The organism is Lentzea pudingi, assembly GCF_014646255.1.
Taxonomy (GTDB): domain Bacteria; phylum Actinomycetota; class Actinomycetes; order Mycobacteriales; family Pseudonocardiaceae; genus Lentzea; species Lentzea pudingi.
This window is the reverse complement of sequence record NZ_BMNC01000003.1, coordinates 155,393-171,111: the sequence shown is the minus strand read 5'-3', so window position 1 is coordinate 171,111 and position 15,719 is coordinate 155,393. Positions and strand designations below refer to the sequence as shown.

The window sequence follows — 15,719 nt, the reverse complement described above, 5'->3', positions numbered from 1 at the left end:
CCTCGAACGATCCTGTTCGAGGAGGTCCTGTGCCCGTGGCATCCGTGGCATCGCCCGCACTGTGGTTCATCAGCATCGCGGTGCTGCTCGGTCTGCTGGTCGTCGACTTCCTGGTCACGCGGCGCCCGCACGAGGTGTCGATCAAGGAAGCGACCGGCTGGTCCGTCTTCTACCTCGCCCTGCCGTTCGTGTTCGGCCTCTGGCTGTGGTTCGAGTTCGGCAGTGGTCAGTCGCTGGAGTTCATCACCGGGTTCGTGGTCGAGAAGTCCCTCTCGGTGGACAACCTGTTCGTCTTCATGCTGCTGCTCGCGGCGTTCAGCGTGCCGTCCGAGATCCAGCAGCGCGTGCTGCTCTACGGCATCGTCGGCGCACTAGTGCTGCGCGGCATCTTCATCGCGGCCGGAGCGGCGATGCTGTCGGCCGGCACCTGGGCGTTCCTGGTGTTCGGACTCGTCCTGTTCGCCTCGGCGATCAAGATCCTGCAGTCGGCCCTGTCCGGCGAGCCCGCCGAGAAGGACACCTCGAAGATGCGGTCGGTGCGGCTGCTGCGCAGGCTGATGCCGGTCACCGACGACTACCGCGGCACGAAGATGCTCGTCCGCGAGAACGGGCGGCGTGCTTTGACCCCGCTCGCGATCGTGGTGGTGGCGATCTTCGCGACCGACGTCGTGTTCGCGATCGACTCCGTGCCCGCGGTGTACGGCATCACCGAGGACCCGTACCTCGTGTTCACGACCAACGCGTTCGCACTGCTCGGTCTGCGCGCGTTGTACTTCGTGCTCCAGTCCGTCCTGGCCAAGCTCGTGCACCTCAACCACGGTCTCGCGATCATCCTGGCGTTCATCGGGGTGAAGCTGGTGCTGCACTGGGCGCACGGCGTGTGGCCGGCCGTGCCGACGATCCCGACCCCGCTCTCGCTGGCGGTCATCGTGGTGACGCTGGGCGTCGTGACCCTGACCAGCCTCCGTGCCAACCGCAGGGAACCAGCCAGTTTGGACTGATCGTCATGGCCACCGCGCGCCTGATCGGCTTCCTCGTGGACGTCAGCGTGACACTGCTCGTGCTCACCGCTCTGGTGATCGCGTGCGCGGTGCTGCTCTCCAGGCCGTAGGCCCGCGCACAACGGACAGGTGTCCGTTATCGTGGGTCTATGCCTGCTCGACCTGACACCGGCCCCGACTTCATCGAGGCGCTCGCCCGCGGCCTGGAGGTGATCCGCGCCTTCCAGCCGCTGCGCCCGGTGATGACGCTCAGCGAGGTCGCCGCGGCCACCGGGCTCGCGCGGCCGACCACGCGCCGGATCCTGCTGACACTGGTCGAGCTCGGGTACGCGCGGCAGGGCGCGACCGGTTTCGCGCTGACGCCGAGGGTGCTCGACCTCGGCGTCGCGTACGTGCGGTCGATGGGTCTGTGGGACGTCGCGCGCCCGCACATGGAACGGCTGTGCGCCCGCACGAACGAGTCGGTGTCGATCGCGCAGCTCGACGGGTCGGACATCGTCTACGTCGCCAGGGTCGCCGTGCCGAAGATCGTCACGCTGTCGGTGCAGATCGGCACGCGGTTCCCGGCACTGCCGACCTCGCTGGGGAAAGTGCAGCTCGCCGCCTTGCCGCCGGCCGAGCTGGAGGCCGTGCTCGCGCAGCCGACGCGGTCCGGGCTGACGTCGCGGTGGCAGCCGGACGCCGCCGAACGCGACGCGGTGCTGCGGGACGTCCGGGCGCGCGGGTGGGCGATGACCGACGAGCAGCTCGCGCTCGGCATCCGATCGGTCGCGGCGCCCTTGCGGGACGGGAACGGCGCCGTCGTCGCCGGGATCAACGTCAACTGCCACGCGTCCGAGACCTCGGTCGAGCACATGGTCGACCACCACCTGCCCCTCCTGCTGCAGGTCGCGGGCGAGATCAGCGCGGACTTCGCGCGGCTCGGCACGGTGCCGCACGAGGTCGTCGCGTCCTGAGGGGTTGACCGGCGGGCGCCGAAGGTTGAGGATTCAACGGACACCTGTCCGCTAGACGGTCAAGGAGTTCCCCGATGAGTTCCACAGTCCTCAGGAACGGCACCGTCCTGACCATGGACGGCCGTCAGCCCCTGGTCGACCACGACGTCCTCGTCACCGGCGACCGGATCGCCGCGATCGGGCCACGGCTGGAGGTGCCGGAAGGGACCGTGGAGATCGACGCCGCGAACGGCATCGTCATGCCGGGCATGATCGACACGCACCGGCACATGTGGCAGACCGCGATGCGCGGCTACGGCGCCGACTGGACGCTCACGCAGTACTTCGTCTGGTACTACCTCGAGTGGGGCAAGGTCTTCCGGCCGGAAGACATCCACGCGGGCAACCTGCTCGGTGCTGCCGAGGCGCTCGACGCGGGTGTCACCACGACCGTCGACTGGTCGCACGGCCTGCAGACCACCGACCACGCGGACGCCGCCGTCGACGCGCTGCGGGCGGTGCCGGGCCGGTTCGTGCTGGCGTACGGCAACATCCAGGACAGCCCGGCCTCGTGGACGGCCAAGCCCGAGTTCCGCGACTTCGTCTCCCGCCGCATGACCGGCGACGACATGCTGGGCTTCCAGCTCGCGTTCGACGTGACCGGCGACCCGTCGTTCCCCGAGAAGCCCGCCTTCGAGGTCGCCCGTGAGCTCGGCGTCCCCGTCACGACGCACGCGGGCGTGTGGGGCGCGACGAACGACGACGGCATCAGGCTCATGTACGACAACGGGTTCATGACGCCGCAGTCGATCTACGTGCACGCGGCGACCCTGTCCGCCGACTCCTACCACCGCATCGCGGCGACCGGCGGGTCGATCTCCGTGTCGACCGAGAGCGAGCAGAGCGCGGGCCAGGGCTACCCGCCCACCTGGGCGATCCGCGAGCACGGCATCCCGGTGTCGCTGTCGATGGACACGTCGGTCTGGTGGAGCGGCGACCTGTTCTCCGCGATGCGCTCGACATTGGGTGCGGACAGGGCTCGTGAACACATGTCCGCGCACGGCAACAACGACACCGTCACGCACTCGTCGTTGCGGGCCGAGCAGGTCGTGGAGTGGGCGACGATGGGTGGCGCGCGGGCGTTGGGACGCGCCGCGGACCTCGGCAGCCTCGAAGTGGGCAAGAAGGCCGACATCGTGTTGCTGCGCAACGAGAACTCCCCCGCGATGTTCCCGATCCTCAACCCCTACGGGCACGTGGCGTTCCAGGCACAACGGTCCGATGTGGACACCGTGCTCGTGAACGGCCGCATCGTGAAGCGCGACCACAAGCTCGTCGGCGTCGACCTCGGCTCGATCCGCTCCCAGGTCCTGAACACCGTCGACCACCTGCGCGCCCAGCTGGGCGAGGAAGCGTGGCACAAGGGCATGAACCCGGACATCCCGGAGTCCAAGGTGCTGGACAACCCCTACATCTACACCGAGTACCGCGGCGACACCCGGACGTCAGTCTGATGGGTGGTCCACTCGAAGGCCTGCTCGTCGCCGACTTCTCGCGCGTGCTGGCGGGCCCGTACGCGACCATGCTGCTGGCCGACATGGGCGCCTCAGTCGTCAAGGTCGAAGGTCCGGCCGGGGACGAGACCCGCACGTGGACACCGCCCGTGCGCGAGGACGTCTCGACCTACTACCTCGGGATCAACCGGGGCAAGCGGTCGATCGCCCTGGACTTCCGCGACCCGGACGACGCCGCACTGGGACGGGAGCTCGCCCGCCGCGCGGACGTGGTGATCGAGAACTTCAAGCCGGGCGGCCTCGCCAAGTTCGGTCTCGACCACGCGTCCGTCAGTGCGGACAACCCGCGCGTCGTCTACGCGTCGATCACGGGTTTCGGCTCTGGTGAAGGCAAGCACGTCCCCGGCTACGACCTGATGGTGCAGGCGATCTCCGGGCTGATGAGCCTGACCGGTGACCCGGACGGGCCGCCGTACCGCGCGGGCATCTCGGTGTTCGACGTGATGGCGGGCAACCACGCCGTGATCGGCATCCTCGCCGCGTTGCGCCACCGGGACGCGACGGGCCAGGGCCAGCTCGTCGAGGTGAACCTGCTGTCGTCCGCGTTGACGGGGCTGGTGAACCACAGCTCGGCGTACGTCGCGGGCGGTGTCGTGCCGTTCCGGATGGGCAACGCGCACCCCAGCGTGTTCCCGTACGAGCCGCTGCCGACCGCCGACAACGACCTGATCGTCGCGGCCGCCAACGACGGCCAGTTCCGGCGGTTGTGCGAGGTGCTGGGGCTGTCCGAGGTGCCGGACGACCCCAGGTTCGCCCGCAACGCCGACCGCACCCGCCACCGCGAGGAGCTGCGGCCGGTGCTGGTCGAACGGCTGCGGACCCGTGGCGCCGTCGAGTGGTTCGACCTGCTCGTGGCGGCCGGGGTGCCGTGCGGGCCGATCAACACGATCGACGGCGGGTTCGCGATGGCCGAACGGTTCGGGCTCGACCCGGTCGTGGTGGTCGGGGACGTGCCGACGACGCGGCACCCGATCCGCTTCTCGGAGACACCGGCGGTCTACCGGCTGCCGCCGCCGCTGCTCGACGAACACGGCGAGGAACTGCGGAGCTGGCTTAAGGAGGAGCAGGCGTGACGGTCGAACGACCGGTCTACGAAACCGCACTGGGCGCGTCCACGCCCGACACGATCACGTTGCTGGGCAAGGACCTCGCGCGTGACGTGATGGGCACCGTCGGGTTCGGCGAGCTGGCGTTCTGGCTCGCCACCCAGCGGCGGCCGAGTCCCGGTGAGACGCGGTTGTTCGAGGCGGTGCTGGCCGCGCTGGCCGACCACGGGTTCACGCCGACCGCGATCGTCAGCCGCCTGACGTTCCTGTCCGCGCCCGACTCCGTGCAGGGCGCGCTCGCCGCCGGGCTGCTGGGCGGCGGTTCGCGGTTCCTCGGGGTCACCGAGGACGCCGGCCGGTTCCTGAACGCGGTCGTGCGCGACAACCCGTCGCAGGACTGGGACGCGCTCGCGCTGGAAACCGTGCAAGCGCAAGGTAAAGCGCGGATCCCCGGACTCGGCCACCACGTGCACAAGAACGGTGATCCCCGCACCGCCCGGCTCTACGAGATCGCCGAGGAGGAAGGCCTGGTCGGCCCGCACCTCTCGTTGTTCGCCGCGATCGGACGGGTGCACCCGCAGGTGCTCGGCAAGACGTTGCCGCTCAACGGCGCGGGGACGTGCGGCGCGGTGCTCGCCGACCTCGGCCTGCCGCTGGAGCTGTTGCGGGGCTTCGCGTTGCTCGCTCGCACCGCCGGCCTGATCGGGCAGCTCGCCGAGGAGCTGCGCAACCCCGTCGCCAACGAGATCTTCCTTTCCGTCGACGAGAACACCAGGTCCGTCGCACCTGTCGAGGAGTGAGCAATGCAGCTCGTCACCGAGGACAACATCACCGCGCTCGCGGAGCAGCGCTGGGCCACCGCGAAGGACCCGCGGACCGCGCTGCTGATGACCGCGCTGGTCCGGCACCTGCACGACTTCGCGCGCGAGGTGCGGCTCACGGAGGCCGAGTGGATGGCGGCCGTCCAGTGGCTCACCGCGACCGGGCAGATCAGCGACGAGAAGCGCGAGGAGTTCATCCTCGCCTCGGACGTGCTCGGGCTGAGCATGCTGGTCGTGCAGATGAACCACCGGTTCGAGGAGGGTGCGACTCCGGCGACCGTGCTCGGGCCGTTCCACATCGACGGCTCCCCCGAGCTCGGGTTCGGCGGTGACATGTCCGACGACGTCGACGGAACCCCGCTCTACTTCACCGGGACCGTGCGGTCGCTGGACGGGACGCCGGTGGCCGGGGCCGTGCTGGACGTCTGGCAGGCCGACGCCGAGGGCGCGTACGAGGCGCAGCTCGACGTGGACGAGGCGCGGTTGCGAGCGAAGTACCACGCCGAACCGGACGGCACCTACTGCGTCCGCACGATCACGCCCAAGGGCTACTCGATCCCGATGGACGGCCCGGTCGGCGCGTTGATCGGGCAGACCGGGATCAGCCACTTCCGGCCGGCGCACGTGCACTTCCTGCTCACCGCGGAGGGGTTCGAGCCGCTGATCACGCACCTGTTCGAGGAGGGCGCCGAGTACCTCGACAGCGACGTCGTCTTCGGCACCAAGCAGGAGCTGGTCGTCAGCTTCGAGCAGCACGCGCCCGGCCCGACGCCGGACGGTGGCAGCTCCGCCGTGCCTTGGGTTCTGGCCGTGTACGACTTCGTCTTGCAGCCGTGCGCGCCGCAGTAGTCGTTCGTCCCGGTCAGCCTCCGTCGCTCGTTGACCGGGACGAGCCTTCCGGCGAGGTCGTCGTGGACGTCCTCGCCGCACCCATCACACCGTTGGACCGCTTGTGCGCCAGCGGCACGTCGTACTTCGGCGTGCCCGCGACGCCTTATGTTCCTGGTGTGCAAGGGATCGGCACCGTTGACGGACGTGCCGTGTGGTTCCCGACCAGCGCGGGGATGGCTCCCGGCGACGGGAGCATGGCCGAGAAGGCGTTGGCGCGGCCGGAGGACCTCGTTTTCCTGCCGGACGTCGACCCGGTCGTGATGGCCGCGCTCGGCTTGTCGGCCGTGGCCGCGCACAGGGCGTTGAGCTCGCTCACACCGGGCGAGTCCGTGGTCGTGCTCGGCTGCGGCGCGGTCGGTCAGTCCGCGATCCAGCTCGCGCGCCTCGCCGGTGCCGGACGGGTGGTGGCCGCCGTGCGTTCGGCGGAGGGACGCGAACGCGCGGCACGGGCGGGGGCGGACGTCGTGGTGGCGCTGGAGGACGTCGCCCAGGCCGCCCAGGGCGCCGACCTGCTGATCGACCCGTTGTTCGGGCCTCCCGCCGCCGCGGCCGCCCAGGCGTTGCGTCCGGGTGGCCGGTGGGTGAACCTCGGCGGGTCGGCGGGCGAGACGAGCCCGATCACCTCGTCCACGTTGCGCAGCAGGTCGTTGCGGCTGACCGGTTACACGAACAACGAGCTGACCTCGCACCAACGGGCCGACGCCATCTCCGCGGTCGCCCGGTTCGCGGCAGCGGGTGCGCTCACCGTCGACCACGAGGTGGTGCCGCTCGCCGACGTCGCGCACGCCTGGCACCGCAACGCTCACGGCCGGGTCGTGCTGGCCACGCGGTCCGCCTGAGGTGGTGGCACGGAGTGCGGAGCTGATCACGGCGTGCCACCATGGGCCGGGTGGATCGACGCAGGTTTCTGAAGGTCGCGGGGCTTGCCGGTGCCGGTGCGGCGCTCGCGGCCTGCTCCTCCCCCGGTTCTCCCACTCCCCCGGTTCCGCCACCGTCCAGTTCGTCCGTTCCGAGTGGACCGCCCGACTGGACCGCTCTGCGCTCCGAGCTGTCCGGCCGGCTCGTGCTGGCGAGCGACGACGGGTTCGCCTACCAGGGCTTCAACCCCGTGTGGGACGGCCAGAAACCCGCCGCCGTCGCCAAGGTGACCTCGGCCGCGGACGTGCAGGCGTGCGTTCAGGCCGTTCGTGGGCGCGCGGCCATCGCGGCCCGCAGCGGCGGGCACAGCTATGCCGGGTACTCGTCGCCCGCCGGTGGGCTGCAGGTCGACGTGCGCGGGCTGGCCGGCGTCGAGATCCTGCCGGGTGACCAGGTGCGCATCGGGTCCGGTGCCGCTCTGGGGGACGTGTCGAAGGCTCTGCTGGCCTCCGGCCGCTGCCTGCCGACCGGCACGTGCCCGTCCGTCGGCGTCGCGGGCCTGACGCTGGGCGGCGGCATCGGCGTGCTGTCGCGCAAGTACGGGCTGACGTGCGACCACCTGGTGTCGGCTACGGTGGTGACGGCGTCCGGCCAGTTGGTCACCGCGTCCGCGCAGCAGGAGCCGGACCTGTTCTGGGCGTTGCGCGGCGGCGGCGGCGGCAACTTCGGGATCGTCACCGAGTTCGTGTTCTCCACCGTGCCCGCGCCGGACGTCACGGTGTTCTCGCTGTCGTACCCGGACGCGGCGGACGCGCTCGGCGCGTGGCAGGGGTGGATCGCCGAGGCGCCGGACGAACTCTGGTCCAACGTGGTGGTGCGCGGCGGGCCCCAGCCGAGCTGCAAGATCGGCGGGTGCTTCGTCGGATCGGTCGGTGAGCTCGCCGCGCTGGTCAACCGGTTGCCGGCCCCGGCGCAGCGGTTCGTCCAGCCGCAGACCTACGCCGAGGCCGTCCAGTACTTCGCGGGCGGCCCGATCACCCGCGAGTCCGCCGTGGCGTCGTCGCGCATCGTGCGTGAGCCGATCGCCGATCCCGCGAAGGCCGTGGCACTGCTGGCGGGCCAGTCGGACGAGACCTACCTGATCTTCGACGGCCTGCGCGGCGCGGTGGCCGCGGTCGCTCCGGACGCGACCGCGTTCCCGCACCGCACGGCACTCGCGAACGTGCAGATCTACCTCAAGACACCGCCAGAGGCCGCGCAGGAGGCGCGCGGCCGGCTGGCGGCGATCCGCGACGGGCTCGGCGCGCTGGTCGGCGACGGCGGGTACGTCAACTACATCGACCCGCAGATGCCGCAGTGGGCGCAGGCGTACTACGGCGGCAACCTCGCCCGGCTGAAGGAAGTCGCCGCCAGGTACGACCCGGACCACGTGTTCGCCTTCGCCCAGGCCGTGTCCCGGTGACGCCGGACAGGTGAACGCATGACCGGTCCGGCGTGACCCGTCCACTGGTCGGCCGGGGACGCGGGGAAGTTCCCGGCTTCATCCCTTCGAGGGAACCGGAGGCGCTCCCCCACCGACCTGTGAGCCATGGAACGCCGAACCTTCTTGCGCGCGTCCGCGCTCTCACTGGGACTCACCACGACCGCCACCGCGACCGCCGCGAGCCCGTTGCGGGTGCAGGTGCTGATGTTCGACGGGGTCGAGGAGCAGGACTTCATCGCCCCCGTCGAGGTGCTCGGCCTGGCCGGCAAGATCAGCGGAGCCCTTCGCAGCACGCTCGTCTCGACGGACCGCCCGCGCACCGTGACGTGCACGTACGGCACGCAGGTCAAGGTGCCGAACGCCTGGTCGCCGGCCGACGCGGACGTCCTGGTGGTGCCGGGAGGTGGTTACGCCAACCGGACCGGACCGGGTGTGCACCAGCTGATCGGCGACAGGGCGTTCCTGCGCAGGCTGACCGAGTCGAAGGCACTGCCGGTCGGCATCTGCACCGGCACGATGATCCTGTCCGCGGCGGGGATCACCAGGGGCCGCAACGCGACCACGCACTCCGGCGCCAAGGCCGACCTCGCCGCCCAGGGCGCCACGGTGGTCAACGCCCGCGTCGTCGACGACGGCGACCTGGTCACCGGCGGCGGCATCACCTCGGGCCTGGAGGTGGCGCTGTGGCTGGTCGAACGGTTCGTCGGCGCGGAGGTGGCCCAGCGCACCGAGACCGTCCTCGAGTACGAGCGCCGCGGCACGGTCTGGCGCCGCTGAGCGACATCGTTGGCGCACAACGACACCGCACGCGACACCCTCCAGCGCGGTGGACCTTGCTGGACCGCGTCGCGTGCGGCGCCGGATCAGGCCGCGTCCCGTGAGCAGGCGGGACGCCGCCTGGGTCAGGGGATGCGCGCGCCGACCGCGGCGAGCGCCCTGGTGACGGGCTGGAAGAACGTGACGCCACCCTGGCGGCAGTCGCCACTTCCGCCCGAGGTGAGACCGATCGCGTTGCCGTTGGCCGTGAACATCGGCCCGCCGCTGTCGCCGCCCTCGGCGCAGACGGTCGTCTGGATGAGGCCGGTGACGCGGCCCTCCGGGTAGTTCACGGTGGCGTTGAGGCCGGTGACCCGGCCGGCGCGCAGGCCGGTCGTGCTGCCCATGCGCTGGACCTGCGTGCCGACCCGCGCCTCGGCCGCGCGCTGGATCCGCACCTTGCGGCCGTTGCCGGTGTCGACCTCGCTGGGCGCGGCGGTGTCGCGGTTGTTGTAGGTGAGCAGGGCGAAGTCGCCCGCGCCGGGGAAGGTCGAGCGCGCGACCGTGGCGGCGGCCCTGCCGCCCGGTGTCAGGGAGAACTGCCTGCCTGCCGCCGTGCAGTGGCCGGCGGTGAGGATGGCGGGCCGGTTGTCGTTCGTCACGACGTTGAAGCCGAGCGAGCAGCGGTTGTTGCCGGCGAAGATCGCGTCACCACCCTCGGCGAAGAGCCGGAACGTGCCGGCGGTGCGTTGCAGCTTCACACCGGAGCCCATGGAGTTCACCGTGGACACCAGGTTGTCCCACTTGGCGCCGGTCACCGTGCTGTCGGCGGTGACGAGGACCTCGTTCGTCGCCGGGTTCACGGCCCACGCCGTGCCCGGCACGGACGCCTTCTCGCGCAACGTCTCGGTGGCCCGGGCGGGGTCGGCGCGCTGCTCCGGTGCCGCCTGGCTCGCCGTGAACGTCGAGGCGGTGATCGCCACGGCGACCAGCCCGATGGCGCCCGCGATCACCTTGGCCCGGCGGTTGTCATCGTGGTGTTTGCCCATGTGGCGCCCTCTCGTTACCGGACTGAGATCCGCTCATGTCTGGGTGTACGTACAGCGCCGCGTTCCGGTTTAGGTGAATCGCCGGAGTCCAGACGATCGTCGGGTCGCCTGCGGATGTCCTCTTAGGACACGGAGGCCAATATGAGCGGATGAACTCGCTGTTGCTCGCCGCCGCGTTCGCCATGGTCGTGAGGTCGCTCGCCGCGAACCGGCTGGACCGCTGGCTGCTCGGCGCGCCGCTGGTGATGGTGCTCGCCGGGGTCGCGGTCGGGTTGTCCGAGCCGGCCGGCATCGCGGAGGGTCTCAACACCGAGTCGGTGCAGCACGCGGCCGAGATCATCCTCGCGGTGCTGCTGTTCGTCGACGCGACGGAGGTCCGCGCGGGCCGGTTGTGGGGCGCCTACCCCGGGCTCGTGGCGAGGGTGCTGCTCATCGCCATGCCGGTGAGCATCGCGGTGGCCGCCGTGCTGGGGTGGCTGCTGTTCCCCACCCTGCCGTGGGCGGTCCTGGTGCTGATCGCGTGCGTGACCGTGCCGATCGACTTCGCGCCGGCGGAACGCGTCGTGCGTGACCGCGCGCTGTCGGTGCGGGTGCGCGGCACGTTGAACGTCGAAAGCGGCTACAACGACGGCCTCGTGACGCCGCTGTTCCTGTTCGCGCTGATCCTGGCCGGGGACGAATCCCAGGAACGCACGCCGCTCGAGGCGCTGGCCACGGTGCTGCCGTTCGCGGTGAAGGCCCTGGTGGCCGGTGTCGTGATCGGTGCCCTGCTCGGCTGGCTGATGGACCTCGCGCACCAGGCGGGCTGGGTGAGCGACCAGTCCGCGCGCGTCGCGGTGCTGCTGGCGCCGCTGCTCACCTACACCGCGACGGTCGCGATCGACGGCAACGGCTTCGTCGCGTCGTTCGTCTGCGGCATCGCCTTCCGGTACGTGCACCGGCTGCTCAAGGCCCGCCGGGTCCGCACCGGACGGGCCGAGGCGCGCACGGACGCGTTGAACAGCGACCTGCACCTGCTGGAGGACGTCACCGGGCTGCTGACGATGACCATGTGGTTCGTGGTGGGCATCGCCGCCGTGCTGACGTTCTACCTGGGTGTCTCGTGGCAGGTCTTGCTCTTCTGCGCGGCCGTGCTCACCGTGGTCCGGCTCGGGCCCGTGTTCCTCGCCCTCACCGGCTCACGGCTGCGCCGCCGCGAACGCCTGCTGGTCGGCGCGCTGGGCCCGCGCGGCACGACGACGATCGTGTTCGGCCTGCTCGCGTTCAACCGGCTGCCGGTGGGGGACGCCGCCGACACGATCCTGACGATCACGGTCGTGTGCGTCCTGGGCAGCGTCGCCCTGCACGGCGTGGGCGCGACACCGTTTCAAAGGCTCTTGGCGAAGTGGAACGCGGGGATCACGAAGCCCGACGCCAGGTAGAGCCGGTGGGCGTCGTGCCGGGGCGTGCCGGAGTCGAGGTGCACGCCCGCGCAGCCCAGGCGGCGGGCCTCCTCGTCGACCCACCGCAGGAGGGCGCCGGCGTGGCCCTGGCCGCGCGCGGACGGCAGGGTGCTCAGGTCGTCGATGTACAGGTGCGAGCCCGCGTAGAGGCTGTTGAGGTGCCGGAACCCGGCCAACGAGACGAGACGTCTCGTCTCATCGAAGGCCACCACGAGGCGGTAGCCCTCGCGCCGCTGCTCGCGCACGCGCTCGGCGAACTCGTCGGCGTCGGTGAGGTGCGGGCGGAGTTCGTGCATCACCTCGAACGCCTGGACGATGTCTCCGGCGTCGAGTTCGGCGATGGTGCGGGCGGCGGTGTCGTGAGTGGTCACGGGGCTGATGCTCGTCCGGCAAGTGGCATCACAGAAGGCCCATTCACGCCGTAAACCAAGAGTCCACTCACGCGCGAGGGCCCTGGCGGAACCAGGGCCCTCGCGAACCGAGCGCTGCTACGGGGCCAGGTTGATGCCCCACGTGTCGATGGTGCCGACATCGGACGCCGCGAGGTCACGGACGCGGAGCTTCCACGTGCCGTTGGCGCCCTCGCCCGACACGTTGGCCGTGTAGGTGCGGTCGATGTTGTCCGCGGAACCACCCGAGCGGTTGTGCAGCGTGTACGACGAGCCGTCCGGCGCGATCAGCGCCACCGTCAGGTCACCGACGTACGGGTGCACGATCCGCACCGTCACCACCGAGGCGGCGGACGGCGTGGAGGAGCAGCCGGAGATCACGACGTCGCTGTCGACCGCGGCGCCCGCGTCCGGGATGGCGACATCATTGGGGTTCGTGCCGGAGCAGCTGCCGCCACCGCCGCCCGTGACCGTCAGCGAGTAGCCGGCCGTGCGGGTGCTCGAACCGGTCGCGGTGATCGTCACCGGGTAGGTGCCCGGCGCGACGGACGCCGTGGTGCTGATGGTGAGCGTCGAGCTCGATCCCGTTTGGACGGACGCCGGGCTGAACGAAGCCGTTGCGCCGGAAGGCAGTCCGGACGCGGACAGCGTGACGGTCTGCGGGTCGCCGCTCACCGTCGCGGTGCCGACGGTGGCCGAGACGGACGAGCCCGCCGCCACCGAACCGGACGCGGGCGACACCGAGACGGAGAAGTCCGCGCCCGGCGTGCCGGTGCCGACGGCCGACTTCCACACGGTGTAGGCGATGCCGTCGACCGCGCGGTTGAGGTGCGTGTCGCTGATGTTCGCGGTGGTGTCGCACGAGGCGTGGTAGCAGGGGTCGAACGCGGCACCCGAGGTACCGCCCCACTTCGTCGCCTGCGCCGCGGTCTTGCGGGCGCTCGCGCCCATCGCGTAACCGGACGCCGGGATGCCCGCGTTGGTGAAGGACGCGTCGTCGGAACGGTTGCGGCCCTCGGTGTTCTCCTCCGGCTGCAGGCCCAGGGAGTCCCAGTACGCCTTCATGTGCGTGGACTGCGCCGAGGTGATGTTGTTGATGAAGTAGCCGCCGTTGGTCGAGCCCACCATGTCGAAGTTGTGGTAGGTCTTGATCTTCGTGCGCTCGGCGGACGGGAGCTGCGAGACGTAGAAGCGCGAGCCGTTGAGGCCCTGCTCCTCGTCGGTCCACCAGGCGAAGCGGACCTTGTTCAGCATCGACGGGTTGCGCTGGGCGAGCACGAGCGCGGTCTCCAGCAGCGCGGACGAGCCGGAGCCGTTGTCGTTGATGCCGGGGCCCGCGGACACGCCGTCGAGGTGGGCGCCGAACATGTAGACGTTGTTCGCGTTGCCGCCGGGCCACTCCGCGATGACGTTCGGACCGGCGCCGGTGGTGCAGCCGGAGGTGCAGGGCTGCTCGGTGACCGAGTAGCCGGCCGCGGTGAGCTTGTCCTTCACGTACGTCACCGACGCGCGGTAGCCGGCCGAGGTCGAACGCCGGTTGCCGCCGTTCTGCGAGGCGATCGTGCCGAACGCGGTCAGGTGCGCCTTGACGGCGTTGATGTCGATGTCCGGGATCTGCGGGCCGGTGCCGCCGGTGACCGTCAGCGTGTAGGTCGCGGTCTTGGTCGTCGTGCCCGCGGCCCGGACGGTGATCGGGTAGGTGCCCGAGGAGATCGACGCCGTCGTGCTGATCGACAGCGTGGAGTTCGACCCGGAGGTGACCGAGGACGGGCTGAACGACGCCGTCGCGCCGGAAGGCAGGCCGGTGGCGGTCAGCTGCACCGTCTGCGCCTGGCCCGCCGTGGTCTGGGTCTGGACGGTCGTCGAGGCGGAGGAACCCGCCGCCACCGAACCGGACGCGGGCGACACGGCGACGGAGAAGTCGTTGGCCGGGGTGGAGCCGCCGAGGTTCAGCGACCAGGTGTCGATCCGGCCGGTGTCGTTGTTCGCGTTGTCGTTGACCCGCAGCTTCCACGTGCCGTTCGACGTCTCACCGGACAGGTCGACGGTGTAGGTCTGGTCGATGTTGTCCGCGGAGCCGCCGGAGCGGTTGTGCAGGACGTAGGCGGAACCGTCCGGGGCGACGAGCGACACCTGGAGGTCGCCGATGTAGGTGTGGACGATCTTCACCGGCACCGTGGCGGTGGCGGACGGAGCCGTCGGGCAGTCGGAGATGACGAGCGGCGACTCGACGGTCTGGTTGTCGCCGATCGCCACGTCGGTGTCGTTGGTGCCGGAGCACCCGGCTGCCAGGGCGGGCGCGCTGCTCGCAGGGAGAGCGAGCGCGGCCGTCGTGACAGCCACCAACGCCGTGGCGAGCAAGGATCTTCTTCTTCGCACTTCCGGGCTCCTTCGCAGGGCTGCAGGGTCACGCGACGGTAGCTGCCGGAACCCCCGCCGACATCCGGCCTTTCGGATGGTTGTCGTCACGGTTGACGTGCGGTGATCCGCCGATGCCCGGTTTCACTTTTAAGTCCCGGCTCTCGTTGCGCCATCGGGGGGATAGCGTCGGAGCGACCCCGGCCGGAAGGAGACATCGATGTCGCTCCCGCTGCCCGGCTTCGCGGAGAGCCTCCGGTCGGCCGTGGCCGCACGGGGCCTGTCGCTGGAACGGATCCGCGAGCACCTCGCCCGCCGCGGGGTGTCGGTCAGCCTCGCGACGCTGAGCTACTGGCAGACGGGCCGCAGCCGGCCGGAACGCCGTGCGTCGCTCACGGCCGTCGCGCATCTCGAAGAGGTGCTGGACCTCGAAGCCGGTGCGCTGTCCGCGTTGCTCGCGCCCGCGTTGCGCGGCGGTCGCCTGCAGAGCAGCATCAGCGCGTTCTGGCCGGTGCCGTCGGTGATAGACGACGTTGTCGGCGGGGTCGACACGCGCTGGGACTCGCGGCTGACCCGGATCAGCCAGCACGACCGCGTGACGGTCGGATCCGATCGCGGCGAGCGGTCCTTCCTGTCGCGGCAGGTGTTGCGGGCCGAGGAGGACGGGCCGGACCGCTGGGTCGTGATCCTGCACATCGACGAGCACGACCGGGCGCTGCCGGTGATCACGCCGCTGCACAACTGCCGGCTCGGGCGGGTGGTGACACGGCCCGCGGACGGGTTGCTGGTGGCGGAGTTGCTGTTCCGGACGCCGTTGCGCCGCGGGCAGACCGTGATCACCGAGCACGAGCTGGTCAACCAGGCGCCGTGCCCGCTGGCCACCAACTACTCCCGCAAGTTCCGGCGGCCGGTGCACGAGTACGTCCTGGAGGTCGTGTTCGACGCGCTGCCCCGGACGGTGCGCCGGGTCGTCCAGGACGCGGACGGGACGCGGCAGTCGTTCGGCGTCCAGGTGGACGAGGGTGGCTCGGTGCTGGGGGTCGCGCTGAGGTTCGGGCCGGGTTCCTACGGTTTCGAGTGGACCTGGTGAGCGGGGATCACCCACCAGGTCCACCC

At 70.8% G+C, this 15,719-nt stretch carries 14 protein-coding genes; 11 read left to right on the top strand and 3 right to left on the bottom strand.

Features of this window, described 5'->3' with window-relative positions:
* The first annotated feature begins 29 nt into the window (after positions 1–29).
* From IEY88_RS11680 to IEY88_RS11640, 9 genes are all read left to right on the top strand, one after another.
* The gene (locus tag IEY88_RS11680; protein WP_229693289.1) at positions 30–1,001 is read left to right on the top strand and encodes a TerC/Alx family metal homeostasis membrane protein; all 972 of its coding nucleotides are present in this window, start codon (positions 30–32) and stop codon (positions 999–1,001) included.
* 149 nt (positions 1,002–1,150) lie between these two features.
* Entirely contained in the window at positions 1,151–1,957 is an 807-nt protein-coding gene (locus tag IEY88_RS11675; protein WP_189154712.1) for an IclR family transcriptional regulator domain-containing protein, read from the top strand.
* A gap of 74 nt (positions 1,958–2,031) precedes the next feature.
* A complete protein-coding gene (locus IEY88_RS11670) occupies positions 2,032–3,450 on the top strand; it encodes an amidohydrolase family protein (RefSeq protein ID WP_189154711.1) in 1,419 nt (472 codons plus the stop codon).
* Positions 3,450–4,583 carry a CaiB/BaiF CoA transferase family protein gene (locus IEY88_RS11665; RefSeq protein WP_189154710.1) on the top strand — a complete coding sequence of 378 codons (1,134 nt, stop codon included), beginning with the start codon at positions 3,450–3,452 and terminating at the stop codon, positions 4,581–4,583. The genes IEY88_RS11670 and IEY88_RS11665 overlap by 1 nt, the downstream gene beginning before the upstream one ends.
* Positions 4,580–5,356: a citryl-CoA lyase gene (locus IEY88_RS11660; RefSeq protein WP_189154709.1), complete on the top strand. Its 777-nt coding sequence runs from the start codon at positions 4,580–4,582 to the stop codon at positions 5,354–5,356. The genes IEY88_RS11665 and IEY88_RS11660 overlap by 4 nt, the downstream gene beginning before the upstream one ends.
* Positions 5,357–5,359: 3 nt before the next feature.
* The gene (locus IEY88_RS11655) at positions 5,360–6,226 is read left to right on the top strand and encodes a dioxygenase family protein (RefSeq protein WP_189154708.1); all 867 of its coding nucleotides are present in this window, start codon (positions 5,360–5,362) and stop codon (positions 6,224–6,226) included.
* Entirely contained in the window at positions 6,211–7,107 is an 897-nt protein-coding gene (locus IEY88_RS11650; RefSeq protein WP_189154707.1) for a quinone oxidoreductase family protein, read from the top strand. The genes IEY88_RS11655 and IEY88_RS11650 overlap by 16 nt, the downstream gene beginning before the upstream one ends.
* 41 nt (positions 7,108–7,148) lie before the next feature.
* Complete coding sequence (locus IEY88_RS11645; protein WP_189154706.1) at positions 7,149–8,588, top strand: FAD-binding oxidoreductase; 1,440 nt, start codon at positions 7,149–7,151, stop codon at positions 8,586–8,588.
* Between the two features lie 126 nt (positions 8,589–8,714).
* Positions 8,715–9,386, top strand: a complete 672-nt coding sequence (locus tag IEY88_RS11640; RefSeq protein WP_189154705.1) for a DJ-1/PfpI family protein — start codon at positions 8,715–8,717, stop codon at positions 9,384–9,386.
* A gap of 125 nt (positions 9,387–9,511) precedes the next feature.
* Here the strand turns inward: IEY88_RS11640 and IEY88_RS11635 are convergent, their stop codons facing one another.
* Positions 9,512–10,414 (bottom strand): S1 family peptidase, encoded by a 903-nt coding sequence (locus IEY88_RS11635; protein ID WP_189154704.1) that lies wholly within the window; start codon positions 10,412–10,414, stop codon positions 9,512–9,514.
* A gap of 149 nt (positions 10,415–10,563) precedes the next feature.
* Here IEY88_RS11635 and IEY88_RS11630 point away from each other — a divergent pair, with 149 nt between their 5' ends.
* Positions 10,564–11,835 (top strand): cation:proton antiporter domain-containing protein, encoded by a 1,272-nt coding sequence (locus IEY88_RS11630; RefSeq protein WP_189154703.1) that lies wholly within the window; start codon positions 10,564–10,566, stop codon positions 11,833–11,835.
* Here IEY88_RS11630 and IEY88_RS11625 read toward each other — a convergent pair.
* The gene (locus IEY88_RS11625) at positions 11,781–12,227 is read right to left on the bottom strand and encodes a GNAT family N-acetyltransferase (protein WP_229693288.1); all 447 of its coding nucleotides are present in this window, start codon (positions 12,225–12,227) and stop codon (positions 11,781–11,783) included. The two genes, IEY88_RS11630 and IEY88_RS11625, sit on opposite strands and share 55 nt — an antisense overlap.
* A 117-nt stretch (positions 12,228–12,344) precedes the next feature.
* Positions 12,345–14,624, bottom strand: a complete 2,280-nt coding sequence (locus IEY88_RS11620; RefSeq protein ID WP_229693287.1) for a M28 family peptidase — start codon at positions 14,622–14,624, stop codon at positions 12,345–12,347.
* A gap of 199 nt (positions 14,625–14,823) precedes the next feature.
* On the opposite strand from IEY88_RS11620, the gene IEY88_RS11615 reads away from it, so the two are divergent.
* Entirely contained in the window at positions 14,824–15,693 is an 870-nt protein-coding gene (locus IEY88_RS11615) for an XRE family transcriptional regulator (RefSeq protein ID WP_189154701.1), read from the top strand.
* Positions 15,694–15,719 lie beyond the last annotated feature (26 nt).